General features: G+C 67.8%; 26 protein-coding genes. 15 read left to right on the forward strand and 11 right to left on the reverse strand.

All coding sequences use genetic code 11. The features are described 5' to 3' along the window. The first annotated feature begins 29 nt into the window (after positions 1 to 29). The 4 genes from mutS to QUV35_RS04685 all read left to right on the forward strand — a co-directional run bounded on the left by mutS (position 30) and on the right by QUV35_RS04685 (position 6,426). Complete coding sequence (gene mutS / locus QUV35_RS04670) at positions 30 to 2,651, forward strand: DNA mismatch repair protein MutS (RefSeq protein WP_300871326.1); 2,622 nt, start codon at positions 30 to 32, stop codon at positions 2,649 to 2,651. Then, positions 2,648 to 3,475 (forward strand): proteasome-type protease, encoded by an 828-nt coding sequence (locus tag QUV35_RS04675; RefSeq protein ID WP_300871222.1) that lies wholly within the window; start codon positions 2,648 to 2,650, stop codon positions 3,473 to 3,475. The genes mutS and QUV35_RS04675 overlap by 4 nt, the downstream gene beginning before the upstream one ends. Positions 3,476 to 3,547: 72 nt before the next feature. Beyond that, positions 3,548 to 4,402 carry an alpha/beta hydrolase gene (locus tag QUV35_RS04680; protein ID WP_300871223.1) on the forward strand — a complete coding sequence of 285 codons (855 nt, stop codon included), beginning with the start codon at positions 3,548 to 3,550 and terminating at the stop codon, positions 4,400 to 4,402. Positions 4,403 to 4,554: 152 nt separating this feature from the next. Further along, the gene (locus QUV35_RS04685; protein WP_300871225.1) at positions 4,555 to 6,426 is read left to right on the forward strand and encodes a PAS domain S-box protein; all 1,872 of its coding nucleotides are present in this window, start codon (positions 4,555 to 4,557) and stop codon (positions 6,424 to 6,426) included. 36 nt (positions 6,427 to 6,462) lie between these two features. On the opposite strand, the gene QUV35_RS04690 is transcribed toward QUV35_RS04685, so the two are convergent. The 4 genes from QUV35_RS04690 to QUV35_RS04705 form a co-directional block, all read right to left on the reverse strand. Then, positions 6,463 to 7,293: an undecaprenyl-diphosphate phosphatase gene (locus QUV35_RS04690; RefSeq protein ID WP_300871226.1), complete on the reverse strand. Its 831-nt coding sequence runs from the start codon at positions 7,291 to 7,293 to the stop codon at positions 6,463 to 6,465. A gap of 107 nt (positions 7,294 to 7,400) precedes the next feature. Then, positions 7,401 to 8,633 (reverse strand): ABC transporter permease, encoded by a 1,233-nt coding sequence (locus QUV35_RS04695; protein WP_300871227.1) that lies wholly within the window; start codon positions 8,631 to 8,633, stop codon positions 7,401 to 7,403. Next, positions 8,630 to 9,370, reverse strand: a complete 741-nt coding sequence (locus tag QUV35_RS04700; RefSeq protein ID WP_300871229.1) for an ABC transporter ATP-binding protein — start codon at positions 9,368 to 9,370, stop codon at positions 8,630 to 8,632. Before QUV35_RS04700 ends, QUV35_RS04695 begins: the two co-directional genes overlap by 4 nt. Before the next feature lie 2 nt (positions 9,371 to 9,372). Then, positions 9,373 to 10,719, reverse strand: coding sequence for an efflux RND transporter periplasmic adaptor subunit (locus tag QUV35_RS04705; RefSeq protein WP_300871230.1), 1,347 nt, complete (start codon positions 10,717 to 10,719; stop codon positions 9,373 to 9,375). Between the two features lie 201 nt (positions 10,720 to 10,920). Between QUV35_RS04705 and QUV35_RS04710 the strand changes: the two genes are divergently transcribed. From QUV35_RS04710 to QUV35_RS04725, 4 genes are read left to right on the forward strand one after another with little or no spacing between them, the layout of a single operon-like run. Then, positions 10,921 to 11,352 (forward strand): DUF2306 domain-containing protein, encoded by a 432-nt coding sequence (locus QUV35_RS04710; RefSeq protein ID WP_300871231.1) that lies wholly within the window; start codon positions 10,921 to 10,923, stop codon positions 11,350 to 11,352. 53 nt (positions 11,353 to 11,405) lie between these two features. Next, the gene (locus QUV35_RS04715) at positions 11,406 to 11,708 is read left to right on the forward strand and encodes a 2TM domain-containing protein (RefSeq protein WP_300871232.1); all 303 of its coding nucleotides are present in this window, start codon (positions 11,406 to 11,408) and stop codon (positions 11,706 to 11,708) included. 32 nt (positions 11,709 to 11,740) lie between these two features. Next, the gene (locus QUV35_RS04720; RefSeq protein ID WP_300871233.1) at positions 11,741 to 12,775 is read left to right on the forward strand and encodes a histidine kinase; all 1,035 of its coding nucleotides are present in this window, start codon (positions 11,741 to 11,743) and stop codon (positions 12,773 to 12,775) included. Beyond that, positions 12,772 to 13,566 (forward strand): LytTR family DNA-binding domain-containing protein, encoded by a 795-nt coding sequence (locus tag QUV35_RS04725; RefSeq protein ID WP_300871234.1) that lies wholly within the window; start codon positions 12,772 to 12,774, stop codon positions 13,564 to 13,566. Before QUV35_RS04720 ends, QUV35_RS04725 begins: the two co-directional genes overlap by 4 nt. Positions 13,567 to 13,572: 6 nt before the next feature. Here QUV35_RS04725 and QUV35_RS04730 read toward each other — a convergent pair whose 3' ends face one another. Further along, the gene (locus QUV35_RS04730; protein WP_300871235.1) at positions 13,573 to 14,034 is read right to left on the reverse strand and encodes a hypothetical protein; all 462 of its coding nucleotides are present in this window, start codon (positions 14,032 to 14,034) and stop codon (positions 13,573 to 13,575) included. A gap of 128 nt (positions 14,035 to 14,162) precedes the next feature. On the opposite strand from QUV35_RS04730, the gene QUV35_RS04735 reads away from it, so the two are divergent. Together QUV35_RS04735 and QUV35_RS04740 are read left to right on the forward strand one after the other, a co-directional pair. Continuing rightward, entirely contained in the window at positions 14,163 to 14,780 is a 618-nt protein-coding gene (locus tag QUV35_RS04735) for a DUF924 family protein (protein WP_300871237.1), read from the forward strand. Positions 14,781 to 14,893: 113 nt separating this feature from the next. Further along, complete coding sequence (locus QUV35_RS04740; RefSeq protein ID WP_300871240.1) at positions 14,894 to 16,765, forward strand: choice-of-anchor I family protein; 1,872 nt, start codon at positions 14,894 to 14,896, stop codon at positions 16,763 to 16,765. Positions 16,766 to 16,768: 3 nt separating this feature from the next. On the opposite strand, the gene QUV35_RS04745 is transcribed toward QUV35_RS04740, so the two are convergent. After that, on the reverse strand, positions 16,769 to 18,001 hold the full coding sequence (locus QUV35_RS04745; protein WP_300871243.1) for a DUF2157 domain-containing protein: 1,233 nt from the start codon (positions 17,999 to 18,001) through the stop codon (positions 16,769 to 16,771). A gap of 309 nt (positions 18,002 to 18,310) precedes the next feature. Here QUV35_RS04745 and QUV35_RS04750 point away from each other — a divergent pair, with 309 nt between their 5' ends. Continuing rightward, entirely contained in the window at positions 18,311 to 20,155 is a 1,845-nt protein-coding gene (locus QUV35_RS04750; protein ID WP_300871244.1) for a glutamine--tRNA ligase/YqeY domain fusion protein, read from the forward strand. Positions 20,156 to 20,325: 170 nt separating this feature from the next. After that, positions 20,326 to 20,733, forward strand: coding sequence for a phage holin family protein (locus QUV35_RS04755; protein ID WP_300871245.1), 408 nt, complete (start codon positions 20,326 to 20,328; stop codon positions 20,731 to 20,733). 216 nt (positions 20,734 to 20,949) lie between these two features. Here QUV35_RS04755 and QUV35_RS04760 read toward each other — a convergent pair whose 3' ends face one another. Continuing rightward, positions 20,950 to 21,378, reverse strand: a complete 429-nt coding sequence (locus tag QUV35_RS04760; RefSeq protein ID WP_300871246.1) for a hypothetical protein — start codon at positions 21,376 to 21,378, stop codon at positions 20,950 to 20,952. A gap of 150 nt (positions 21,379 to 21,528) precedes the next feature. Here QUV35_RS04760 and QUV35_RS04765 point away from each other — a divergent pair, with 150 nt between their 5' ends. Genes QUV35_RS04765 through QUV35_RS04775 form a run of 3 tightly spaced genes read left to right on the forward strand, consistent with a single transcriptional unit; the run spans position 21,529 to position 22,671 of the window. After that, the gene (locus QUV35_RS04765; RefSeq protein ID WP_300871247.1) at positions 21,529 to 22,008 is read left to right on the forward strand and encodes a HugZ family protein; all 480 of its coding nucleotides are present in this window, start codon (positions 21,529 to 21,531) and stop codon (positions 22,006 to 22,008) included. A gap of 27 nt (positions 22,009 to 22,035) precedes the next feature. Then, positions 22,036 to 22,344: a hypothetical protein gene (locus QUV35_RS04770; protein WP_300871248.1), complete on the forward strand. Its 309-nt coding sequence runs from the start codon at positions 22,036 to 22,038 to the stop codon at positions 22,342 to 22,344. After that, positions 22,345 to 22,671: a hypothetical protein gene (locus QUV35_RS04775; protein WP_300871249.1), complete on the forward strand. Its 327-nt coding sequence runs from the start codon at positions 22,345 to 22,347 to the stop codon at positions 22,669 to 22,671. Here QUV35_RS04775 and pcp read toward each other — a convergent pair whose 3' ends face one another. The 4 genes from pcp to QUV35_RS04795 form a co-directional block, all read right to left on the reverse strand. Beyond that, positions 22,672 to 23,313, reverse strand: coding sequence for a pyroglutamyl-peptidase I (gene pcp / locus QUV35_RS04780; protein WP_300871250.1), 642 nt, complete (start codon positions 23,311 to 23,313; stop codon positions 22,672 to 22,674). An 18-nt stretch (positions 23,314 to 23,331) separates the two neighbouring features. Beyond that, positions 23,332 to 23,880 (reverse strand): pseudouridine synthase, encoded by a 549-nt coding sequence (locus QUV35_RS04785; RefSeq protein ID WP_300871251.1) that lies wholly within the window; start codon positions 23,878 to 23,880, stop codon positions 23,332 to 23,334. A 10-nt stretch (positions 23,881 to 23,890) separates the two neighbouring features. Continuing rightward, positions 23,891 to 24,805, reverse strand: a complete 915-nt coding sequence (locus tag QUV35_RS04790; RefSeq protein WP_300871252.1) for a DUF3014 domain-containing protein — start codon at positions 24,803 to 24,805, stop codon at positions 23,891 to 23,893. A gap of 63 nt (positions 24,806 to 24,868) precedes the next feature. Then, positions 24,869 to 25,642 (reverse strand): tRNA-uridine aminocarboxypropyltransferase, encoded by a 774-nt coding sequence (locus QUV35_RS04795; RefSeq protein WP_300871253.1) that lies wholly within the window; start codon positions 25,640 to 25,642, stop codon positions 24,869 to 24,871. Between the last annotated feature and the right edge of the window lie 38 nt (positions 25,643 to 25,680).

Consider the following 25,680-nt stretch of genomic DNA (forward strand, 5'->3'; position numbering starts at 1 on the left):
TGACCATTCCGCTGGACAAACACACCCCGATGATGCAGCAATATCTGGCCATCAAGGCCGGATTTCCGCACACATTGGTGTTTTACCGAATGGGCGATTTCTACGAGCTGTTCTTTGAAGACGCGGAAAAGGCCGCGCGCTTGCTCGATATCACGCTCACCCAGCGCGGCCAGTCTGCCGGTCAGCCGGTGGTCATGGCGGGCGTGCCGTTTCACTCGGTCGACACCTATCTGGCGCGCCTGATCAAGCTGGGCGAATCGGTCGCGCTGTGCGAGCAGGTGGGTGACGTGGCCACCGCCAAGGGGCCGGTGGAGCGCAAGGTGGTGCGCGTGGTCACACCGGGCACGCTGACCGACAGCGAACTGCTCTCCGACAAGTCCGAAGCCCTGCTGATGGCCGTGCATCCCGGCGCACGGACCGGTTGCGGCCTGGCCTGGATGTCGGTCACCCAGGGCATCGTGTTCCTGGCCCAGTGCGCCAGCGACGAGCTGGCCGACTGGGTGGCCCGGGTCGGCCCGGGTGAACTGCTCTACAGCGCCGATGCATCCCCCACGTTCGAGAAGACCGTGCAAGCCCTGTCCTCATCGAACGGGCAGCGGCTGGTGGCGGTGCTGCGCCCGGCCTGGGCCTTCGACGCCAGCCTGGGCCAGCGAAAGCTGCTGGAGCAGCTCCAGACGGCCAGCCTCGCCCCCTGGGACGCCCAGGACCTGGGCGACGCCCACGCCGCCGCCTCTGCCCTGCTCAACTACGCCGAGCACACCCAGGGCCGCGCCCTCAGCCACGTCAAGAGCCTGCAGGTCGCGCGCAACGACGACCTGATCGACCTGCCCCTCAACACCCGTCGCAACCTCGAGCTCACGCTGACCCTGCGCGGCGAGACCAGCCCCACCCTGTTTTCATTGCTCGATGTGTGCTGCACCGGCATGGGCAGCCGTGCGCTGCGCAGCTGGCTGCTGGCGCCGCCGCGCGAACGTGCGCAGGCTCGGGCCCGGCTGGCCGCCATCGACACGCTGCGCGGCGGCCTCTGGCAAGGTCTGCGCGCCTCTCTCAAGGGCGCCAGCGACGTCGAGCGCATCACCGCCCGCACCGCGCTGCGGCAGGTGAAGCCCCGCGAGCTGGTCGGTCTGGGCCAGACGCTGGAGCGGGCGCAGCAACTGGCCCGCCAGCTCGGGAGCCAGGAAACTGGCGGCTTGCTGCACGGCATCGGTCAACACCTCACGCCCCCGCCAGGCTGCCAGGCACTGCTCGGCCAGGCCCTGCTCGCTGAACCCGCAGCGCTGGTGCGCGATGGCGGCGTCATCGCCGACGGCTTCGACACCGAACTCGACGAGCTGCGCGCCATCCAGAACAACTGCGACGGTTTCCTGATCGAGCTGGAGCGGCGCGAGCGCGAGCGCACCGGCATCAGCAACCTGCGCGTGCAGTTCAACAAGGTGCACGGCTTCTACATCGAGGTCACGCAGGGCCAGGCCTCCAGGGTGCCCGAGGACTACCGCCGCCGGCAAACCTTGAAAAATGCCGAGCGTTTCATCACGCCCGAACTGAAGGCGTTTGAAGACAAGGCGCTGTCGGCGCAGGACCGGGCACTGGCGCGCGAGAAGTGGCTGTACGAACAACTGCTCGACCAGATGCAGGCCTTCGTGGCACCGCTCACGCAGCTGGCGCGTGCCATGGCCGCGCTCGATGCGCTGTGTGCACTGACTGAACGCTCGCTCACGCTGAACTGGACCGCACCGCAGTTCGTGCCCGAGCCCTGCATCGACATCCGTGGCGGGCGCCACCCGGTGGTGGAGGCTCGGCTGAACGAAACCTGGTCAACGAGCGCGGCCAGCGGCGGTGCCGGCGGCTTCATTGCCAACGACACGGTGCTCGGCCCCAAGCACCGCATGCAGGTGATCACCGGTCCCAACATGGGCGGCAAGAGCACCTACATGCGCCAGGTGGCCGTGATCGTGCTGCTGGCGAGCATGGGCAGCTTCGTGCCGGCGGCGTCATGCCGGCTGGGTCCGATCGACGCCATCCACACCCGCATCGGCGCGGCCGATGACCTGGCCAATGCGCAGTCCACCTTCATGGTGGAGATGACCGAGGCGGCGCAGATCCTTCACGCCGCCACACCAGAGAGCCTGGTGCTGATGGACGAAATCGGCCGCGGCACCTCCACGTTCGACGGCCTGGCACTGGCCGGTGCCATCGCCACCCACCTGCACGACAAGTCGCGCGCCTTCACGCTGTTTGCCACGCACTACTTCGAGCTCACCGAGTTCCCGGCCAGCCACCATGCCGCGCTCAACGTGCACGTGAGCGCGGTGGAATCGGCGGGCAAGGGCGGCGGCAGGACCGGCGGCATCGTGTTCCTGCACCAGATCGAGCCCGGTCCGGCCAGCCGCAGCTACGGCATCCAGGTGGCACGGCTGGCCGGCGTGCCTGCCGCCGTGGTGCAGCAGGCGCGCCACGCGCTGGCCGCGCTGGAGGCGCAGAGCGAGGAAAGCCGCACGCAGGTCGACCTGTTTGCGCCGCCACCTGCCACACTGGAGGCCGACGCCCACCCGCTGCAGACCGCACTCGAGCGCATCGACCCCGACACCCTGAGCCCGCGCGAAGCGCTGGAGCAGCTCTATTCATTGAAAAAACTGGCCTCCTCAACATGACTTACTGCGTCGCCGTCAAGCTCAACGCCGGCATGGTCTTCCTGTCCGACTCGCGCACCAACGCGGGCCTCGACCAGATCAGCACCTTCCGCAAGATGATCGTTTACGAAAAGCCGGGTGACCGCTTCATGTGCCTGCTGTCTGCCGGCAACCTGAGCGTTTCGCAGTCGGTGCGCGAGATCCTGCAGGTGGAACAACTCGAGGACATCGACGGTGGCGAACCCATCACCATCTGGAACGCAAAGAGCATGTTCGACGCCGCCCGCGTGCTCGGATCTGCGGTGCGCCATGTGTACGAGCGCGACGGCGATTCGCTGCAGCGCGCAGGCGTCGAGTTCAACGTGTCGATGATCTTCGGTGGACAGATCCAGGGCGAGGGCATGCGCCTGTTCCAGGTCTATTCGGCCGGCAACTTCATCGAAGCCACCTCCGAGACGGCGTTCTTCCAGATCGGCGAGTCCAAGTACGGCAAACCCGTTCTCGACCGCGTGATCACACCCGACACCCCGCTCAACGAAGCGGCCAAGTGCGTGCTGGTGTCGATGGACTCCACCCTCAAGTCCAACCTGTCGGTCGGACTGCCGCTGGACATGGCGGTGTACGAGGTCAACCAGCTGGCCTCCGACAAGATCACCTGCATCGACGACAACAACCCCTACTTCCGCATGGTGCACAACACCTGGGGGCAGAAGCTGCGCCAGGTGTTCGACAGCATCGAACACCCGACCTGGGACGGAGCGCACACCGAGGTGCCCTTGCTGAGCACGGGCCCGCGCTGCCAGCCGCTGAAGAAGATCACGAACGCCAGAGAGAAACTGATCTGAGCCTGTGGCCCCCATGCCGCACCGGCGCCGGGCGACCCGGCGGCGCACCCTTCCCGCTGTTTCGCTGAATCCATGTCCCTGATCATCTTCTCGCACGCCAACAGCTTTCCCGCCAGCACCTACCGCGTCCTGTTCAAGTCGTTGCGAGCCCGCGGCCACGCGGTGCGGGCAGTCGAGAAATTCGGGCACGACCCGGCCTACCCGGTCACCAGCAACTGGCCGCACCTGGTGCAGCAGCTCGCCGATTTCGCTGCCCCCGAAATCGAAGCGCACGGCAGCGGTGCCTGGCTGGTCGGCCATTCGCTCGGTGGCTTTCTGAGCCTCATGTGCGCCGCTCGCCATCCCCGGCTCGGTGGTCACACGGTCAGGGGCGTGTTGCTGATCGATTCGCCCCTGCTCGGTGGCTGGCGCGCGCGCACGCTCGAGTTGATCAAACGCACCCAGCTGGTGGGCTCGATCTCGCCCGGCAAGGTCAGCCGCAAGCGGCGCAACAGCTGGCCCGATGCCCGGACCGCCATGGCCCACTTCGCCGGCAAGAAGGCCTTTGCCGCCTGGGAGCCGCAGGTGCTGCAGGACTACATCACCCACGGCACCCACGACCAGATCGACGCCAGCGGCAAACGGCACCGCACGCTGGACTTCGACCGCGACGTGGAAACGGCGATCTACAACACCTTGCCGCACAACCTGGACCGCCTGCTGCGCCGCCATCCCCTGCCCTGCCCGGTTGCCTTCATCGGCGGCACGCGATCACTCGAAATGCAGCAAGTCGGCACGGCCATGACGCACCGGCTGGTGGGCGCCAGGCATCCCGAGCGCATGGCGATGATCGAGGGAAGTCACCTGTTTCCCATGGAGAAGCCGCTGGAAACCGCCGCCGCCATCGACGCCATGCTTGCCACGCTGGCGGCGTCACACCACCCATAAGGGAAAACCCTCAGGGCAGACCCTGAGGTGAGGGGGGCAGCGGCTCCGGTATAACCGCAGGGCACACTCCACCCCCCACAAGAGGCCCTGCTGCCGTGCCCTTGACACCCCCGACACCCACTGACCCGCTGACCCAGCGGCTCTGGTCGCACTTGAAACTCTGGCAGCCCTCGCGGCACAGCATGGCCAGGCGCCTGGTGGTGGCTTTCGTGATCACCGTGCTGGCCGCCTGGATGCGCGTGGCGCTCGCACCCGCCGAATCGGGCGGGCGATTCATCACCTTGTCCCTGGCCGCGGCTGTGGCGGCGCTCTACGGCGGCTTTCGGGTCGGCATGTTCAGCACCCTGGTGGGCATGCTGATCGTCAACTTCCTGCTGGTCAAACCCTATTTCAGCCTGGCGTTCGCCGACCCGGTGGAGGCGCTCTGGCTCAACAGCTGGCACCTGCTCACGCAGGTGGTGGTGGTGGGTGCCATTGCCCTGATGCAGCGGCAGAACCAGCGCTTGCGGGAGGCCACGGCCGACATCCAGCGCGGCGCCAAGCAGCTCGAGGACACCTTCGAACACAGCTCCACCGGCATGGCGCACAGCCACATCGACGGGCGCTGGATCCGGGTGAACCAGACCTACTGCGACCTGATCGGCTACTCCCGTTCCGAGGTCATGGCGCTGAGCTTTCGGGACTTCACCCACCCTGACGACCTCAAGCTCGACGAGGAGCTGTTGCAGCGCGCGCTCAAGGGCGAGATCGCCAACTACAGCATCGAGAAGCGCTACATCCACCAGCGCGGCCATGTGGTCTGGGTGCACCTGACCCTCTCGCTGGTGCGCAAGGACAGCGGCGAGCCCGATTACCTGATCGCGGTGGTGCAGGACATCACGGCACGCAAGGCGACCGAAGAGGCGCTGCGCACCAGCGAACAGCTGCTGCGCCAGGCCCACCAGATCGCGGGGCTGGCCAGCTGGCACGCCGATGTCGCCACCCGCCGCTTCGTGACGCTCTGGGGCTCGCACGAGGTGCTGGACCTGCCGACCGCTGAATTCAGCGACGACGAACTGCTGGCCATGACGCACCCCGACGACCGCCCCGGTGTGCTGCAGCACTGGGCATTGGCGGTCAAGGGGCTGGTGGACTACGACATCGAATACCGCCTCAACATCCGCGGCGAGGACCGCTGGTTCTCGGTGCGCGCCGAGTTCGACCGCGATGTCCAGGGCCGCGCGGTGCGGGCGGTGGGCGTCACGCAGGACGTGACCGAGCGCAGGCGCCACGCCATGCAGATCCAGCAGCTCAACGCCTCGCTGGAGCACCGCATCGACGAGCGCACGCGCGCCCTGAAGGCGGCTTACGACGAGCTGGAGAGTTATTCCTACGCCGTGGCGCACGACCTGCGCTCGCCGCTGCGCATCATCAACGGATTCGCGCAGGCGCTGCAAGAAGACAACCCCGAACTCGACGGCGCGAGCCTGGCGCATCTGGAGCGCATCATGGGCGCGAGCAAGAAGATGGGCGAGCTGATCGACGGCCTGCTCACGCTCTCGCAGTTCTCACGCGGCGACCTGCAGCGCAAGCCGGTGAGCATCAGCTCCATGGCCAGTCGCCTGCTCGACGAATTCTCTGCCGCCGACCCGCAACGCGACGTGCGCTGGGTGGTCGAGCCCGGCCTCAACGCCATGGCCGATCCGCCGCTGATCGAGGCGCTCATGCAGAACCTGCTGAACAACGCCTGGAAGTACACCGCCCAGACGCAGAAGGCCGAGATCCGGGTGTATGCACAGGAGGTCCACGGGCAGACGCGCTTCTGCGTGAGCGACAACGGAGCCGGTTTCGACATGGCCCGCGCGGGCAAGCTGTTCCAGCCGTTCCAGCGCCTGCACATGCCCAACGAATTCGCCGGTCTGGGCATCGGTCTGGCCACCTCGCTGCGCATCGTGCAGCGCCACGGCGGCAGCATGGCCGCCAACGGCGAGCCCGGCAAAGGCGCGACCTTCTGCTTCAACCTCTACGCGCCTCTGGCGGCGTAGATCCGGGTCACGCGCCTCTGGCGGCGCAGATCCGGTTCAAGCCGTCCAGTCGACCCACCCCAGTGCCGCGCTCACCAGAATGAGCGCCCCGAACGCGATGCGGTACCAGGCAAACGGCACAAAGGTGTGCGTGCCGACAAACCGCAGCAACCAGCGCACACAGACCCAGGCCGACAGCCAGGAAAAGAACAGGCCGACCGCAAACAGCGGAATGTCGGCGGTGCTCAGCAGCTCGCGGTTCTTGTAGATGTCGTAGGCGGCGGCGCCGAACAGCATGGGAATGGCGAGGAAGAAGCTGAACTCGGTGGCGGCCTTGCGGTTGAAGCCGAGCAGCATGGCACCAATGATGGTTGCGCCCGATCGGCTCACGCCGGGCACCAGGGCGGTGCACTGCACCAGCCCCACCTTGAGCGCATCGGTCCAGCGCACCTGGTCCACCGATTCAATGTGCACCCGGGCGCCTCGTTTCTGCAGCCATTCGGCCCACAGGATCACGAAGCCGCCCACGATGAAACCCAGCGCCACCACCACCGGCTGGAACAGCACGCCCTTGATGAAGTCGATGAAGAGAAACCCTGCCAGCGCCGCCGGAAAAAACCCGATCAGCACGTTGGCGGTGAAGCGCTGTGCCACCGCTTCGCGCGGCAGGCCGACCAGGGTGTCCCAGAGCTTGCCGGCGTACAGAGAGACGATCGCGAGGATGGCACCGGTCTGGATCACCACCTCGAACAGCTTGATCTTCTCGCCAGGCATGTCCAGCAGCGTCGCCGCCAGAATCAGGTGGCCGGTGGAGGACACCGGCAAGAACTCGGTGAGCCCCTCCACCACGCCCATGATGGCGGCCTTGATCAACAACACGAAATCCATGGAACGGGCACGCCGCCGGGGCGCTTCTCAGGTGGACCGCGGACCCGACACGGGCCCGACCGGCAGGCCGGTATCGTACCTGCAGCCCGAGGCGGTCCGGGGCATGTTCACTCGTGGCGCAGCGCCTGGATCGGCAGCAGCCGGGACGCCCGGCGCGCCGGGTAGAAGCCGAAGAACACGCCCACCAGCGCCGAGAAACCGGCCGCCAGCACGATGGAGTTGAGCGTCATGCTGACCTGCCAGCCCGCGAACTGGCCAACCGCCCAGGTGGCGATGGCACCCAGCACCACGCCGATGGCGCCGCCGATCAGGCTCAGCGTGACGGCCTCGATCAGAAACTGCGTGAGGATGTCGCGCCCGCGCGCACCCACCGCCATGCGCAGACCGATCTCGCGGGTGCGCTCGGTGACGCTCACCAGCATGATGTTCATGATGCCGATGCCGCCCACGATCAGGCTCACGCCGGCCACGGCCGACAGCAGCAAGGTCATGATCCGGCTCGATGCCTCCTGCGCCTGCAGGATCTCGGTGAGGTTGCGCACGGTGAAAGGGTCGTCGGCACCCGGCTGCACCCGCTTGCGCTGGCGCAGCAGCTCCTTGATGCTCTCTTCGGCCACCTTCATGCTCTGGCCCTCGGTCACCTTGACGCTGATCGACCCCACGCGCTTGAGCCGCCCGCCGCCACCGCCCTGGATGCGGTTGCGGAAGGTGGAGATCGGCACGAGGACCGTGTCGTCCTGGTCCTGGCCCATCGAGTTCTGACCCTTGCGATCGAGCAGGCCCACCACGGTCACCGGCACGTTGCGCACGCGCATGACCTGGTCCACCGGATCGAGATCGCCGAACAGTTCACGCGCCACCGTCTGGCCGATGATCGCCACCTTGGCCGAGCCCTGCACCTCGGCGTCTTCAAACGGCCGCCCGCTGGCCAGGGGCCAGTCGCGGGCTTCCAGGTAGTCGTTGGTGGTGCCGTAGACCGTGCTGGCCCAGTTCGTGTTGCCCGCCACCAGCTGTGCCGAGGTGCGCGAAGTCGGTGCAGCCACCTGCACCTCGGGCACCTCCAGTGCGATGGCCAGCGCGTCCTCTTCGGTCAGGCCCTGGCTGGCCTGCGCACCGAGCCGGACACCGCCACTGGTCACGCTGCCGGGAATCACCAGCATGATGTTGGAGCCCAGGCCCTTCATCTGTTCCTGCACCCGCTCGGTGGCGCCCGCACCCACCGCGATCATGGTGATCACCGCGGCCACGCCGATGATGATGCCCAGCATGGTGAGCATGGAGCGCAAGGCGTTCGACGCCAGTGCGCGCCAGGCGCTGCGCAGCGCGGCCATGAAGTTCATGGTGCCGCCTCCGCGATCGATGGACGCACCGGCGTCTGCCGCACGTCTTCCACGATCAGCCCGTCGCGAAACACCAGCCGGCGCCGCGCCCAGGCGGCGATGTCGCTCTCATGCGTGACCAGCACCACGGTGATGCCCTGATCGTTGAGCTCGGTGAGCAGCCGCATGATGTCTTCGCTGGTGTGGGTGTCGAGCGCGCCGGTCGGCTCGTCGGCCAGGATCAGCTGGGGCTGGTTGACCAGCGCGCGCGCAATCGCCACGCGCTGCTGCTGGCCGCCCGAGAGCTCGGCCGGGGTGTGGCCGCTGCGCTCCCCCAGCCCCACGCGCTGCAGCGCGGCCCGGGCACGCTGCTGGCGCTCGGCGGTGGGCACGCCGGCGTAAACCATCGGCAGCTCCACGTTTTCCTGCGCGCTGGTGCGCGGCAGCAGGTTGAACTGCTGGAACACGAAACCGATGCGCCGGTTGCGCACGCTGGCCAGTTCGTCGGGCGAGAGACGCTCCACCGCCTCTCCCGCCAGGCTGTAATGGCCGCTGGTGGGTCGGTCCAGGCAGCCCAGGATGTTCATCAGGGTGGACTTGCCCGAACCCGAGGCGCCCATGATGGCCACGAACTCGCCGGCCTCGATGGTGAGCGTCACACCCGCGAGCGCGTGCACCGTCTGATCGCCCATGGTGTAGGTCTTGACCAGGTCGCTCGCCTCGATGAGGGTTGCGCCGGGGGCGCGGGAAGCGGTCATGGTCAGAACGGCATGCGCGGGCCGCTCGCACGGGCTGGCGTCGCCGCCGCGGCCCCGGAGACGCCGGTGACCACGGTGGCGCCTTCGACCAGTGCGTCCGCGTTCGGGGAGTCGGGCCGCAGCATCAACTCGGTGGCGGTGCCGTCGCTCACGCCCAAGCGCACGTCGAAGGCTTCGGGCTGCCCCTTGTCGTTCAGCAGGAAGATGCGGCCGCGCTGCGCCGATCCCCGTCCCGCAGCGCCCGCGCGCGGCGCGGCGGCAGCGGCAGGCGCATCGGCCGGGCCCGCCGGCACGGCTGCTGGCTCCACGCCGGCGATGCGCACCCGCAGGGCGGCGTTGGGCACTTTCAGCACCGCCTGGCGCGATTCGGTCACCACACGCACATTGGCCGTCATGCCGGGCAACAGGCGCCCCGTGGTGTTGGAGAAGCCCACCACCGCCACGTAGGTCACCACATTGGACACGTTGGTGGCGGCCTTGCGCACCTGGCGCACCTCGCCTTCGAAGGTCTGGCCCGGGAAGGCATCGACCGTGAAGCTGGCCTTCTGACCCGCCTGGATGCGGCCCACGTCGGCCTCGTCGATGCTGGCATCCACCTGCATGTCGGAGAGGTTCTGCGCGATCACGAACAGCTCGGGCGCCTGCAGGCTGGCGGCCACGGTCTGGCCTTTCTCGACCGTGCGCTTGATCACGATGCCGTCCACCGGCGAGGTGATGCGGGTGCGCGAGAGGTCGACGCGGGCCTGCGCCAGCGCGGCTTCGCGCTGGGCCACGTTGGCCTGCGCGCTCTGGATCTGCGCCTGGCTCACGGCCACCAGCGCCTGCACCGCCTTGAGCGATTCGGCAGCCGAGCTCACGGCAGCCGCGGTGCGGTCGGCCTCGCTCTGGGCGATGAAGCCCTGCGCCACCAGGCTCAGGTTGCGCTCGTGGATGCGCCGGGCCTCGATCAGCTCGGTCTGGGCGCGCGACACGTTGGCCCGGCTTGACGCCGCATTGGCCAACGCGATCTGCACCGCAGCGCGCGCCGCGTCCACATCGGCCTGCGAGGAGCGCACGCGGTATTCGAAGGTCTGGGGGTCGATCTCGGCAATCAGCTGGCCGGCCTTGACCTCGGTGTTGAAGTCCACGTGCACCGCTCGCACCTGGCCCGAGACCTGCGTGCCCACCGACACCTGCGTCACCGGGTTGACCGTGCCGCTGGCCGACACACTGGCCTGCAGCGAGCCGCGTTCGATCACGGCGGTGCGGTACTGCACGGCCGATTTCTCGCTGAGCTGGTTCCACCACCAGGCGCCGCCGCCCATGAGCGCCAGCACCACCGCACTCGAAATCCACGTCGCTTTGTTCATGCAGCCATTGTAGGAACGGGGTGGGCGCCAGCGCCGCTGCGGGGTATCGGCGCGGTAAGCCGCGGGTAAAGACGCTCGGGGCGCTGCATTTCACGCCGCCCGCCGGGGGTTTCGCGACAGCGAGAGGCGCTTCGTCGCAAACCGCTGGGCCCGCCGCTGGCGCGTGGGCACAGTGCGTGCACCCACCCACCGGAGAGCGCCATGCAACTCACGCCCCTCATCGCCGTGCACCTCACCGCCGCACTGGCCGCCATCGCCATCGGGCCCATCGCCCTGTGGGCGCGGCGCGGTCACGCGAACCGCCAGAGCCTGAACCAGCGCCCCCGCCTGCACCGCGCCGCGGGCTACGCCTGGGTCACGCTGATGCTCATCACCGCCTTGTCAGCCGTCTTCATCCGCGACTTCAACCTGCCCAACATCGCCGGCTACACACCCATCCACCTGCTGGTGCCCGTGGTGCTGGCGAGCCTGTTCCTGGCGTTTCGCCAGCTGCTGAGCGGCAACGTGGGTGGGCACCGCAAGACCATGGTCACGCTCTACGTCGGCGCCTGCCTGATCGCAGGCGCCTTCACCCTGCTGCCCGGGCGCTTTCTGGGCCAGCTGCTGTGGGACCAATGGCTTGGCCTGGTCTGACCCCTTTTTTTCCTGTCGTCCTTTTTCTTTCCCTTTTCACTGAAAGCCTGACCATGAACATGCACCCACAACACCCTGCCTCTGAATCCGAACTCGACCGCATCGCCCGCCGCCGCGTGGGCGCCCGCATGGGCTGGTATGTCCACGCGCTGGTCTATCTCGCCGTCAACACCGCGCTCATGGGCATCTCCCTGGCCAGCGGGCGCCATTGGGCCATCTACCCGGCGCTGGGCTGGGGCCTGGGCCTGCTCATGCACGGCGTGGGGGTGTGGGTGGCGCTCGGCGGCGGTGGCCTGCAGGCTCGGCTGGTGGCGCAGGAACGCGAGCGCCTGGACCGGGAGCGCCAGGGCCTGTGAGCCAGGCCCCGGCCTTGCGGGATACTGCGTCCATGCCGCCGATCAACGCCGCCACCATCGCTCGCCGGGCCCTGGCCGCCGTGGTGTTCAACACGGTCATCGCACTGGCCATCACGGCGGTCAGCGGCGAGGCCTTTGCGGTGAACATGCTCTATTCCCAGTTCATCGGCCTGTTCATCTGGGCACTGATCGACGGCGGGCGCTTCGTGCTGCACCCCGGCGGCGGACCCGGCGCGCCGGCCATGGCCGCACTGGTCGTGGGCTCGGTGCTGCTGGCCTATCCGCTGGGCAGCGCCTGCGCCAACCTGCTGCTGGGTCGCCCGTTGCTGATCGGCCTGAACAACTTTCCGCGCGCCACCCTGGGCTTCGTGCTCATGTCCTTGTCGGCCGGCGGCTTCGGCGCCTATTACTTCACCAGCCGCGAAACGCTGGCCCGCGCCCGGCTCGCTGGCGAAGAAGCCCAGCGCCAGGCCAGCGAGGCGCGCCTGAAGTTGCTCGAATCGCAGCTGGAGCCGCACATGCTGTTCAACACACTGGCCAACCTGCGCGCGCTGATCACCACCGACCCCGAACGTGCCGTGGCGATGCTCGATCGCCTCAACGACTTTCTGCGCGCCACGCTCACGGCCTCGCGCACCGAGGCCGCCGCCGGCCGTCACACCCTGGCCGATGAATTTGCACGCTTGCGCGACTACCTCGAACTCATGGCCGTGCGCATGGGTCCGCGCCTGCGCTACACGCTGGACCTGCCCGATGCCCTGAGCCGCCAGGTCGTTCCACCCCTGCTGCTGCAGCCGCTGGTGGAAAACTGCATCCGCCACGGGCTCGAGCCCAGCCGCGAAGGCGGCGAGATTCGTGTGGCAGCGCGCCAGGGCAGCGCAGGCCTGGAGCTGGAGGTGAGCGACACCGGCGTGGGTTGCGAGGCCGAGCCGAAGGCCGGTTTCGGCCTGAGCCAGGTGCGCGAACGCCTGGCCACCGCCTACCCCGGCCGTGCTGGCATCGAATGGCACAGCGCACCGGGCGCCGGCACCCGCACCCTGCTCACCCTGCCCCTGCAAACGCCATGAACGCCACCGCCCTGATTGCCGAAGACGAACCCCTGCTGGCCCGTGCCCTGCAAGCCGAACTGGCGCACGCCTGGCCCGGGCTGAACGTGGTGGCGGTGGTCGGCGACGGCGAGGCCGCCGTGGCGCAGGCGCTGGCCCTCAGACCCGATGTGCTGTGGCTCGACATCCGCATGCCCGGCCAGAGCGGGCTCGAAGCCGCCGCCGAACTCGCCGAAGAATGGCCCGACGACCAGCCGTTTCCGGCGCTGGTGTTCGTCACCGCCTTTGATGCATACGCCGTGCAGGCCTTCGAAGCCCAGGCGGTCGACTACCTGCTCAAGCCGGTGCAGCCCGGGCGGCTGCGCCTCACGGTGCAGCGCGTGCAGGCGGTGCTGGAGCAACGGCGGCCCGCCAGCGGAGTGCTCGACGCCACGCTGGCACAACTGCGCAGCCTCCTGCAGGATCCCGGCGCACAGCCGGGCTCGGAGCGCCTTCAGGTGATCCCGGCCAGCGTGGGACAAAACGTTCGCATGGTGCCGGTGGCCGAGGTGCTGGCGTTCGAAGCGGCCGACAAATACGTGCGCGTGTTGTTGGCCCAGGACGAGGTGCTGATACGCACACCCTTGAAAGAACTGATGCCCCGGCTGGACCCCGCCGTTTTCTGGCAGGTCCACCGGGGCACCGTGGTGCGGGCCGACGCCATCGAGAGCGTCTCGCGCACCGAAGCCGGGCGCATGAACCTGCGACTGCGCGGCCGGCCCGAGGCCTTCGCCGTCAGCCGGCTTCACGCAGAGCGGTTTCGGGCCATGTGAGACCGGTCAGCGGTGGCCGCGCCGGCCATCGTCGTCCCGGTCACGGCCACCGCGGAGGCCATGGTGGCGCTTGTGGTGGCCATGGCGGCGGTCATCCCAGCGCGGGCCATGGCCCCAGCCGGCGCGGTAGTAGGGGCGCGGCTGCACATAGATGGGCTGCGGATACACCACCACCGGGCGCGGCTGCACCACGATGGGCCGCTGGTAGACCGGGCGGCGTTCTCGGTAGACCGGGTAGCGCTCTTCGTACACCGGGTACTGGTTCACATACACCGGCGGTGCGTTGGACACCCCCACGGCGACACCGGGTGAGTTGACACCGATCGACCAGTACACGTCGCCGCGCGCATGGGCTTGCGTGGCCACGGTGGACATCGCCCAGGCGCTGGCGGCCAGCGCGGCCAGCGTGAGGCCACGGGCCAAGGCCGAGGTGCGGGCCCATTGGGCTTTGAGAGACAAGGTTTTCATGGCGGGCTCCTGAATTCACGAAGGGCTGTTGGCAGGGTTTTGTGGTTACCCTGTGGCTGCATTACAGAGAATCGCCGCCGGCCCTGTACCGCATGGCCCGTCAAAGTCGTTGCCAGACGTAACCCACCATGAAACAGCCCACACTCCCTGCCGCCCTGGACGTCCTCGATGTCTGGTTTGGCGACGGTCTTCAGCTCGACTGGCCCTCGCAGGAACGCAAGGACCTCTGGTTCGGCGGCAGCCCGGCGCAGGACGAGGCCATCCGGCAACGCTTCGGGCCGCTGGTGAACGAGGCGCTGGGTGGCGGCCTCACCGACTGGGAAACCGAGCCCGGAACGCGGCTGGCGCTCATCGTGCTGCTCGACCAGCTCTCCCGCAACGTGCACCGCGGCCAGCGCCGTGCCTTCGACGGCGACGCGCGCGCGCAGCGCCTGACCCAGCGCTCGCTCGACGAAGGCATGGACACCACGCTCACCCCGGCCGGCCGTGTGTTCCTCTACATGCCGCTGATGCACGCCGAACAACTGCCTTTGCAGGAGGAGTGTGTGGCGCGCTTCCAGCGGCTGGTGGACAGCAGCCCCGAAGCGCTGCGCGACACGCTCGCGGGCAACCTGCGCTTTGCCGTGGTGCACCGGGACATCGTGGCCCGGTTCGGCCGCTTTCCGCACCGCAACGCCGTGCTCGGACGCACCACCACCCCGGATGAAGCCGCGTTTCTGAAAGACGGCCCGCGCTTCGGACAGTAGTGTCCGCCGCTGTGCGGGCGGAGCGTCACACCAACGTCATCCAGACGTCACGGTCGTTTCACCGTCGGTCCCTACAACCGTGGTTTTCAACCCTGAACAACCACAAGACCATCATGCGACTCCCAGCCCGCCGCTCCCGCGCCACCCTGTTCGCCACCACCCTCGTCGCAACGGCCGTGATCACCGCCTGCGGTGGCGGCAGCGACACCCCCGTGACGCCAGCGCCTGTGGTCGAAGCCACGCCCGCCAGCCTGACGCTGGAGAAGATCGGCGCCTACAGCACCGGCCAGTTCGAGGTGAGCGCGGCGGAGATTCCCGCCTACGACGCCGCCAGCCGGCGCCTCTTCGTGGTCAACGCCCAGCTGGGCGCGGTGGACGTGCTCAACCTCGCCGACCCGGCCAACCCGGTGAAGATCGGCACGCTCGACGCCACCGCCGTGCTGGCCGGCGCCGAGATCAACAGCGTGGCGGTGTTCAACGGCACCGTGGCCGTGGCCATCCAGGCACCGGTGAAGACCGACAACGGTCGCATGGCGCTGTATCGCGCATCCGATCTGAGCCTGATCAGTTCGGTGGAAATCGGAGCCCAACCCGACATGATCACCTTCACGCCCGACGGCACCCGCGTGCTCGTGGCCAACGAAGGTGAGCCGAGCGACAACTACCAGACCGACCCCGAAGGCAGCATCAGCATCATCGACGTGCGCAACCTGGCGGCCCCCGTGGTGCGCAACGCCGGCTTCACCAGCTTCAATGGCCAGGCCGCCGCGTTGCGTGCCGCCGGCGTGCGCATCTACGGCCCGGGCGCCACCGTGGCGCAAGACCTCGAGCCCGAGTACATCGCCGTCTCTGCCGACGGCACCACCGCCTGGGTGACGCTGCAAGAGAACAACGCGCTGGCCAAGGTCGACATCGCCAGCGCGACCGTCACCAACGTGCTGCCGTTGGGCTACAAGGACTACGGCCTGGCGGGCAACGAAATCGACGCATCCGACCGGGACAACGCGATCATCATCAAGACCTGGCCCGGTGTGCACGGCATGTACCTGCCCGACAGCATGGTGTCGTACAGCGCGGGCGGTCAGACCTACCTGGTCACGGCCAACGAAGGCGACGCCCGGGCCTGGGGCGAAGACAACCCCGACTACCTCGGCACGCAGAACCCGGCCCTGGGCTTCATCGAAGAGCTGCGCGTGTCGGCGCTCACACGGGCTGCCGGATGGCAAACCGTGCCGCCGCAACTGCGCACCGTCGCCACACCACCCGTGGCAGGCGCCCTGCTCGACCCCGCCGTGTTCGGCTACTGCGGTGCCACCGGCATCGGTCCGGGCACCTGCAACGCAGCCGCCGAGCTGGGCAGGCTCAACATCAGCTGGGTGCAGGGCTACAAGACGGACGCCATGGGCGCGCCCCTTCGCTTCAGCGCCACGACCGGTCTTGAGGACCCCGCCGGCGACCGCCTGATGTACGACAAGCTCTACAGCTACGGCGCCCGCTCGTTCAGCATCTGGGACGGCAACGGCACCCTGGTCTGGGATTCGGGCGCAGCGATCGAACAGTTCCTCGCCGGCCCCGACTGCAGGCTTGGAAAAGACCGCACCATTCCTTGCGCAACCTACTTCAACTCCGGTCACAACGAGGGCGATGCCCTCGACAGCCGCAGCGACGCCAAGGGCCCCGAGCCCGAGGGCCTGGCGGTGGGCAAGATCGGCAACAAGACCTTCGCCTTCATCGGCCTGGAGCGCATGGGCGGCGTGCTGGTGTACGACATCACCAACCCGGCGGCGCCGACGCGCGTGGACTACCTGAACACCCGCGACGAGTGGGTGACCGACCCACCGAACCTCGCCACCGTGGGCGATCTCGGCCCCGAAGGCCTGGTGTTCATTCCCGCAGCCCAGTCGCCCAACGGCAAACCGCTGCTGGTGGTGGGCAATGAAGTGAGCGGCACCACGGCCGTGCTGCAGCTCAACCTGACGTACTGAACGTCAACCGGACGCCAGCGGCTTCAAGGCCGCTGGCAGCCAGCCGGCCAGCTTCGCGTGAATGGTGGCCTCGCGCCGCTGCCACCAGATGCCCAGTGCCACCACGGCCAGGCCGAGCAGCGTGAGCGCAAACGGAAACAGCAGGCTGTCGGCAAACACGCGGTGCGAGAGATAACCAAGGTAGCTCGCCACGCCGATGGCGCCGAGCACGGTGAACACGCGACGGCCGATCGCGGCACCCAGAAACACCAGGCCCACGTTGATCAGTGCATAGAGGAACTTGTTGAGCTCCGAATCGCTGTCCCGCAGGCTCAGCCCGCACCAGAACATGATGGCGCCGAAGAGGTAGAGCCAGAAGGCAAAGTCCTGCCGGTTCAGCGGATGGCTGGCGCGGCGGCTGCGCAGGTCAACCCACACGGCCATGGCGCAGGTGGCCAGGCCGAACACCAGCGACACGTCGCGCGTGAACTGCCAGTCGAAACCGTCCTTCTGCATGATCATGTGGGCCACATCCATGCTGAGGTACCAGAGGGTCACCGCCACCGGCATCACCATGAACGGCAGCCGCAAGCTGCGCAGCAAAACCACCGCAGCGGCGAGCGTGGCCAGTTCCAGCGTGAGCCAGCGCCAGTCGATGAAGCGGTGGTAGTCGCGGTAGCTGTCGTTCGTGCCCTCGGGCCAGAAGCCCAGGGCGCTCTGCAGCGCCCAGGTGGCCAGCGGCACCAGACACACCGCCAGCGTGGCCAGCACGCCGGCCGGCGTTCGCATGCGCTGCGCCATGAGGTTGCGCGCCACCAGCAAGGCGCCCACGAGGTAGGCCACCGCCAGGGCAAACACCCCCCAGGCGCCAAACAGCTCCCAGCCCAGCGTCATGAACAGCGTCATGGCGCCAATGGCCAGCATGCCGCCGAAGTAATACAGCGTGTTGGAGAACGAAAAGGCCGGGCCCGGCGCCACGCGCGGCATGGGCGACATGGGCACGCCGGCGGGCACAGGCTGGACGGCCGGCGGGGCCAGCTCGGCCGCGCTCACGCGCTGGTCGCTGCCGGGTGATGCCCAGGACGCCCAGAGCGCGTGCGCCTCGCTCGGCACGATGGCGCCGCGCTCCACCGCAGCCTCGATGTCGGCCCAGCCCAGGCGCACCCGCACCGAAGGCAAAAACACGTCTTCGGCCTGCGTGACCTCCCACGGGGTGGGCTCTTCGTTCGGAATGGTTTCAGGGTTCTCGTTGTGCATGTGGTGTGCGCCCCGGCGTGGTTGCTCGACTTCGCAGCAACGATAACGGAAAGCCCCCGCCCGCAAGTCGCGCTCCCCGACCACTCAGCCCGCGCCACAGACCGTTGGAACCGAGGCACCACCGTTCGGGCTGCGCCACCGCCGTTCAGGCTGAGCCGCCTCCGTTCGGGCTGCGCCACCGCCGTTCGGGCTGAGCCTGTCGAAGCCCTCGCCGGCACCTGGGTGAACCCTTCGACCAGCACAGGGTGAACGGGTGGCGAGGCTGGGACAAAAGCCAAACCGAGTGGGTGAGATCAATAGAATGCCCGGATGAGCTCCAACACCCCCACCAGCAAGCCATCCAGCCCCAACGGCAACGCCCCCGCAGAGGGCGAACACAAGGTCAGCAACTTCCTGCGCCAGATCATCGAGAACGATCTCGACAAAGGCACCTACGCCAGCCGCCGCTGGGCCGGCACCCCGGGCGACGCCGCGCACCACGCCGCCGGCCCGCTGGACCCGGCCAGAATCCGCACCCGCTTTCCGCCCGAGCCCAACGGGTACCTGCACGTGGGCCACGCCAAGAGCATCTGCCTCAACTTCGGCCTGGCGCGCGACTACGGCGGCGTGTGCCACATGCGCTTTGACGACACCAACCCCGAGAAGGAGGACACCGAGTACGTCAACAGCATCCTCGACTCGGTGACATGGCTGGGTTTCAACTGGGAAGCCAACGGCCAGAGCCACCTGTTTCAGGCGAGCGACTACTTCGACTTCATGTACCGCGCGGCCGAGTACCTGATTGAAGCCGGCCACGCGTATGTGGACGAACAGACCGCCGAGCAGATGCGCGCCGCGCGCGGCGACTTCGGCAAACCCGGTGTGGACAGCCCGTTTCGCAGCCGCACACCCGCCGACAACCTGGCGCGCTTTCGCGAAATGCGCGACGGCCGGCACGAAGACGGCAGCATGGTGCTGCGCGCGAAGATCGACATGGCCTCGCCCAACATCAACCTGCGCGACCCCGCCATCTACCGCATTCGCCGCGCCACGCACCACAACACCGGCGACACCTGGTGCATCTACCCCATGTACACCTTTGCGCACCCGATCGAGGACGCACTGGAGCAGATCACCCACAGCATCTGCACGCTGGAGTTTGAAGACCAGCGCCCGTTCTACGACTGGCTGATGGACCGCCTGTGCGAAGGCGGCCTGCTGGCCCACCCCGCGCCGCACCAGTACGAGTTTGCGCGGCTCAACCTCACCTATGTGATCACCAGCAAACGCAAGCTCGCGCAGCTGGTGTACGACCACAAGGTCAGCGGCTGGGACGACCCGCGCATGCCAACCATCGTCGGCCTGCGCCGGCGCGGCTACACGCCCGAAAGCATCCAGCTGTTTGCCGAGCGCATCGGCGTGACCAAGAGCGACAGCTGGATCGACTACAGCACGCTCGAAGGCTGCCTGCGCGAAGACCTTGAGAACAAGGCCCACCGCGGCATGGCCGTGCTCGACCCCGTCAAGCTGGTGCTCACCAACTGGGCGGAGGCCTTTGGAAGCGACGATCACACCGAAGACTGCACCCAGCCCGCCCTGCCCCACCACGCCGTGCCCGAGGGCCAGACCCCGCCGCCCGAGCGTGTGTTCAAGATCGGCGGCCAGGTGTGGATCGAACGCGAAGACTTTGAAGAAGTGCCGCCCAAGGGCTACAAGCGTTTGTTCCCTGGCAACGTGGTGCGCCTCAAAGGCGGCTACGTGATCGAGTGCACCGGCTGCGAAAAAGACGCGGGCGGCACCGTGACCGCCGTGCACGCCAGGGTGATCCCCGGCACCAAGAGCGGCACCCCCGGCGCCGACAGCGTGAAAGCCAAAGCCGCCATCACCTGGGTGAGCGTGGCCGACGGCGTGAGCGCCGAAGTGCGCCTGTACGACCGCCTGTTCAGCGACCCCCAGCCCGACGCCGGCGGCAAGGACTTCATCGAAGCGCTGAACCCGAACAGCTTGAAGGTGGTGACGGCGTATGTGGAGCCGTCACTGGCTGCGGCGAAACCGGATGAGAAATTCCAGTTCGAGCGGTTTGGGTACTTTGTGGCGGATCGGGTGGATCACTTGGCTGGAGTGAAGCCCGTGTTCAACCGGGTGACGGGGTTGAAGGACAGTTGGGGCAAGTGACTCTTCCACTTTTCAAACATCAACGAAGTCCGGTCTTGCAATCAAATGACCTGGCCGGGACCTGACCGTGCGGGGCCAATTCCCGCGGCCATGCATTGAAGAACAGCGGTCAACCCGCCCCACCGACACGGTTCACCCGCTGTGTTGGTCCCCTACCTGAGATCCGTCACATGCTCGCCAACCTGACCCCCTTCCTCCTCCACTGGGCCATCACCGCCCTCGCCCTGTGGGTGGCGAGCCACTTGTTCAAGGGCATCCGGTTCGGCAGCACCTCGGCGCTGGTGGTCTCGGCCTTGCTGCTGGGGTTGGCCAATGCGGTGGTGAGGCCGCTGCTGGTGGTGCTCACGCTGCCCTTGACGCTGCTGAGCTTTGGCTTCTTCCTGCTGGTCATCAACGCGCTGATGCTGTTGCTGGTGTCCAAGCTGGTGAGCGGCTTCAAGGTCGACGGGTTCTGGACGGCGTTCTGGGCCAGCCTGTTCATCTCGGTGCTGAGCCTGGTGCTCGGCGCCTTCGTGCTGGGCGGGACGCCCGACTTCACCATCGAGACCAGCCCGGCCCCGGGATCGGTGTGGCTGTGAGGCTTTGAGGCTTTGAGGCTTTGAGGCGCACCAGCCTGACAGACACGGCCGCTGCTCAGCGAGGCGGCTGGTATCTGGCAGAAGACTTTGCATCTGTGCCGGGCACGGCGCTTGTGACCTGCACGCCGGCCATGGTCATGACACGACGCAAAGAAGTGCTCTCGAAACGCTTCGCGCCATGTGCGGGGTGTTGAAACCCCGCACCTCGCGTCGCGCTCAGTGCAGCGTCTTCGACATGATCTGGTGCATCTCCTGCTCCAGACCACTCGACGGTATGACCACCATCTGTTTGCCGCCGATTTCAGCCGAGTAGCGCGGTGATTCGCTGGCGTGCTGGTAGGCCTGCCCCAGCCGGGCAACCAGTTCACCGACTTCAACCTGCGAGAGGTGGTGCTCCTTGGCAATGTCCTTGAGGCTCGCCACCTTGCCGTCATGAATCCAGGCCAGGCCGAAGCTCTCGGGTGGCCTGCCTAGGAAGACGAAGGCCTCATGTTCTGCCGGCACCACTTGCAGGTGGTCGGAGACCTTGTGCGCCAGCTCTTCGAGCGGTGCCTTGAGCTCATCGAGTTTGCCCATCGCATCGCTGCCCGCCGGCAGCGGCGGATACTTGGGTTTGGATCCAAAAAACTTGTCGAGCAGTCCCATGTTGTTCTCCTTTCAGAAGAAAAATAAGAGAGCCTGACAACGGCCCATCCGCTGGCAGAGACCGGGCGACCGGGTCGCCAGGCCACTTGACCTTAGACCATCACGGCCTTGAGTTCAAATCGGATCGATGAACAGCGCCTGCAAGATCACATGAACGAATCGGAATCCACTGCCTTGATGTCGCTGCTGCGCACGCAGCCCGTGGCCTCGCTGGCCACGCTGCACAAGGGCGCGCCGGCCGTGTCGATGGTGCCCTTTGCCCTGCTGCCCGAGGGTGCGGGCTTCGCCATTCACGTGAGCCGTCTGGCCACGCACACGCAAGACATGCTGGCGAACCCGGCCGTGGCGCTGCTGGTGACCGCGCCGCTGGCGGCCGCAGACTCACCCCTGGCCCTGCCCCGCGCCAGCGTGCAAGGCCGGGCGCGGCAATGCGCGACCGACTCGCCCGGCTACGAGCAGGCGCGCCAGGCCTACCTGGCCAGGTTGCCCGACGCAGAGCCTCTGTTTTCGTTCGGCGACTTCTCGCTGTTCGTCATCGAGCCCGAATCGCTGCGCCACGTGGCGGGCTTCGGGCGGGCGATGTCGCTGGCGGGTGAGCAGATGCGGGCCGTGTTGCGGCAAGCGGACTGAGCCGGCGCGACCAGATGCACACAAGCCATGCTGACTTTCAAGAAGCCCACTCCCCACATCCAGGTTTCGCCTGAACCCGTCTCGGTGGAAAACATGAGGTCGGGTGCCTCCGTTACCGAAGTACCCGGCATCGCCAACGGCCTTGGCAACAAGCAGACGGCTCTGGCGGTCGGCAGCCAGGCGCAGCTGGCGACTGCAACTCAAGGCGCCCGAGTGGTCCTGTGCCACCACAAGCGCAAGCTCGGCGAATACGAGGGCTTGATGGACGTGGACGAGCGCCTCGTGACCGATTCGATCACGGCGACGGACCGGGTTGCACAGGCCTTGAGTGCATAGATGGCCCGCCGCCCCCACCACCACGTCTACGTGATCGAGCTGCACAAAGACGTGCTGCTCGAGCCCCGGTTTCGCAAGAACAACCCGGGCTACGTGGAGGGCAAGCCGTGTGTGTACGTGGGCATGACCGGGCTCGACCCGGACGTGCGGTTCGACAAGCACAAGGCGGGCATCCAGTCGAACGCGTATGTGATGAAGTACGGACTGCGCCTGCTGCCGGACCTGTACGAAGGCTTCAACCCGATGAAGTATGCGAATGCGGTGGACAAGGAGATCGAGGTCGGCATCGACCTGCGCTCGGCCGGCTTCGGTGTGTGGCAGGCCTGATCAGTGGGTGGCCCCGCCACCGAGCACGGTGTCGCGCTGCACCTGCAGCGCGCAGCGCACGGCCAGCCGCAGGCCGCGCACGATCTCGTCCAGCGGCATGTCCGGCGTGCCCTGCTCCGGCAACCAGGGCACATGGATGAAGCCACCGCGGGTGTGCTGCAACGCCCGCCGCGTGGCCAGCGCGTGCATCAACCCGAAGAACACGTGGTTGCAGACGAAGGTGCCGGCGGTCTGCGAGACCTCGGCGGCAATGCCTTCGGCCTGCAACGCGGCCCGCATGGCCTTGATGGGCAGGCGCGTGAAGTAGGCGGCGGGTGCGCCCGGCATCACCGGCGTGTCCACCGGCTGGTCACCCGCGTTGTCGGCCAGGGGCGCGTCGTTCACGTTGATGGCCACGCGCTCGAGCGACAAGGCGCTGCGACCACCGGCCTGGCCCACGCACACCACCAGCGCGGGCCGGTGCTGCTTGAGCAGCGCGTTGAGCGTTTGCAGCGATGCATCGAACACGGTGGGCAGCTGCGCGGCCACCACTGTGTGGCCGAGGATCTGACGGCCGTGAAGCGACTTCACGGCCAGCCAGCTGGGGTTGAGGGTGGCGCCGCCGAAGGCGTCAAAACCGGTGAGCAGGATCTTGTGGGGCATGGGTGGAGACGAATGCGTTCAGCCGCGCAGCGCACCGGGCGCCAGGCCCTGCAGCGTGTGCGGCCCGATGGCCGCACGGATCAGGCGCAGCGTGGGGTGGCCCACGGCGGCGGTCATGCGGCGCACCTGGCGGTTGCGCCCTTCGGTGATCACCAGCTCCAGCCAGTGGGTGGGAATGGACTGGCGAACGCGCACCGGCGGGTCGCGCTCCCACAGGTCGGCGGGCGACGGCATCAGGCGGGCGCGCGCCTCCCGCGTGGGGCCGTCGTTGAGCGCAACGCCCTGGCGAAGCGCCGAGAGCGCGGCTTCATCAGGCACGCCCTCCACCTGCACCCAGTAGGTCTTTTCCATCTTGTGGCGCGGGTCGCTGATGCGGGCCTGCAGCTGGCCGTCGTTGGTCAGCAGCAGCAGGCCCTCGCTGTCGGCGTCCAGCCGGCCGGCCACGTACACGCCCGGAATGTCGATGAAGTCCTTGAGTCCGCGCCAGCGGCCTTCGGGCGTGAACTGGCTCAGCACGCCATAGGGCTTGTTGAAGCAGATCAGGCGGGCAACAGGTGCAGCGGGCATGGGCAAGACGTCAGCGGCGTTGGGGTCGGGCGATGCGCTGGCGGATGTCGCGCAGCTTGGCCTGCAGGCGCTGCTGGTTCGCCGGTCCGGTGCGCAGCAGCATCTTGCGCCCGGCCGAGAGGGACTCCAGCGCAGGGTCGGCAAACTCGTAACGCACCCAGGGCCGGGTGGACGGAACCTCGCCTTTGACCTCCACCAGGGTCACGGACGGTGGCGCGCCAGGCACCGGCGTGGCGATCAGGTGGTCGAGCACCTGCACCAGCCGGTCGTTGAAGTAGCGACCTGGAAAGCCGAGCTCTTCATAGGCCTGCTGAAACAGCGGGTAGAGCCGGCGGTACAGCGCAACAGCCTGTGCGGTGTCGACCGCGTCGATCATTTCCACCAGCGGCGTGTAGCGGCGCTGGTTGTCGGGGTGGATGGTCTGCACCCCGTCGCTGCCGCGCAGCACGGTGAAGCGCTCGGGCGTGGGGTTGACGGGCCAGACGCGCGAGGGCGCCTGCTCCCGCGCCAGGTTGTCCACCGTGGCCACCGCACGGCGCACGAAACCGTCGAGCTGCAGGAAGGTCAGCACGTTGCTGCGCGTGAGCAGGTCGTTCAGCAGTTCGCCCACCAGCCGATCGGCCTCGTCCAGCGCGGGCAAGGCCGCCACGGTTCCAGCAGCGTCGTCCGGCGGCGGTTCGATGGGGTGCTCGATGGCGGGCGGCGTGGGCGCCAGCGGAACCGCCGGCACCAGCGGCGCCGACGCCACCGGTTCGGTCGCGGGCTCGGGGGCCGGCACCGGTTTGAACCGTTGCCAGCCGACATAGCCTGCCGCCAGCACCGCCACCAGCACGATCACCGTGATGATGAGCGCAGGCACGCGCGAGGTGCGGGGGCCGCGAGGCGCCAGGGGCGTGTGGGGATTGCTGGAGGGAGTGTCGGTCATGCCTCGTCACCTGGGTTGGTTTTGGAGGCTTCCCATGCTACACCGCTGCGTTTTTTCATCCCCTCAAGCCTCCTGAGCGGCGAGGGTGAGCAGCCGCAGGTGCGCCTCGCTGTCGAGGTCGAGCCGCACGCTGCGTTTGGCGCTGAGGTAGTGCTCGGTGAACACGTCGAGCCAGGCGGCCAGGCTTTGTGCGGCGTGGGTTTCTCCGGCCAGGGCCAGGCACAGCGCCGCCACCTCCGAGGTGCAGAAATGGCTCTCGCGCGCAGAGCGGCGCAGCCGGTAGTTGGACACCACATCGGGGTGCAGGCTGAGCACAGGCAGCGCATCGAGCCAGGGGCTCTTGCGAAACATCTTTCGGGCTTCGGACCAGGTGCCATCGAGCAGCACAAACAAGGGCTTGCGTCCGGGTGCGCTCCCCGGCGCGTCCGGGGGCAGGTCGGTCACCACCCGCCCGGGCGGCACGAACTCACCCGGGAACACCAGCCAGGGCTGCCATGACGGGTCGGCCAGCAAGGTCAGCAGGCCGGCATCGACCGCGGTGCGGGACCAGCCAAACGCCCAGGTGTCGGTGACCACGTCGGCCACCAGCCAGCCGGTGTTGCTGGGTTTGAGCGCTTCGATGTCGCCCATGATCAGGCACACCCCGGCGCGCGTGGACAGCTGGGGGCGCAAGGCGCAGACGCAGTGGCTGGCCACCAGGCGGCACCCCGCGCAGCGACCTGTGCCGGAGCCCCGCGCAAGAAACGGCTTGGCGCTGGCCGCCAGGCGCGTCAGGCGCAGGCGCGCGACGGCGTGCAGAAGGCCCGCCGCTGGCGGTGGCGTTTTTTCAAGAGGCATGGGGTGGACTGTAGGTGCATCGTGCCGGCCGCGCGGGT

Source organism: Hydrogenophaga sp., from assembly GCF_030373225.1.
GTDB lineage: Bacteria > Pseudomonadota > Gammaproteobacteria > Burkholderiales > Burkholderiaceae_C > Hydrogenophaga.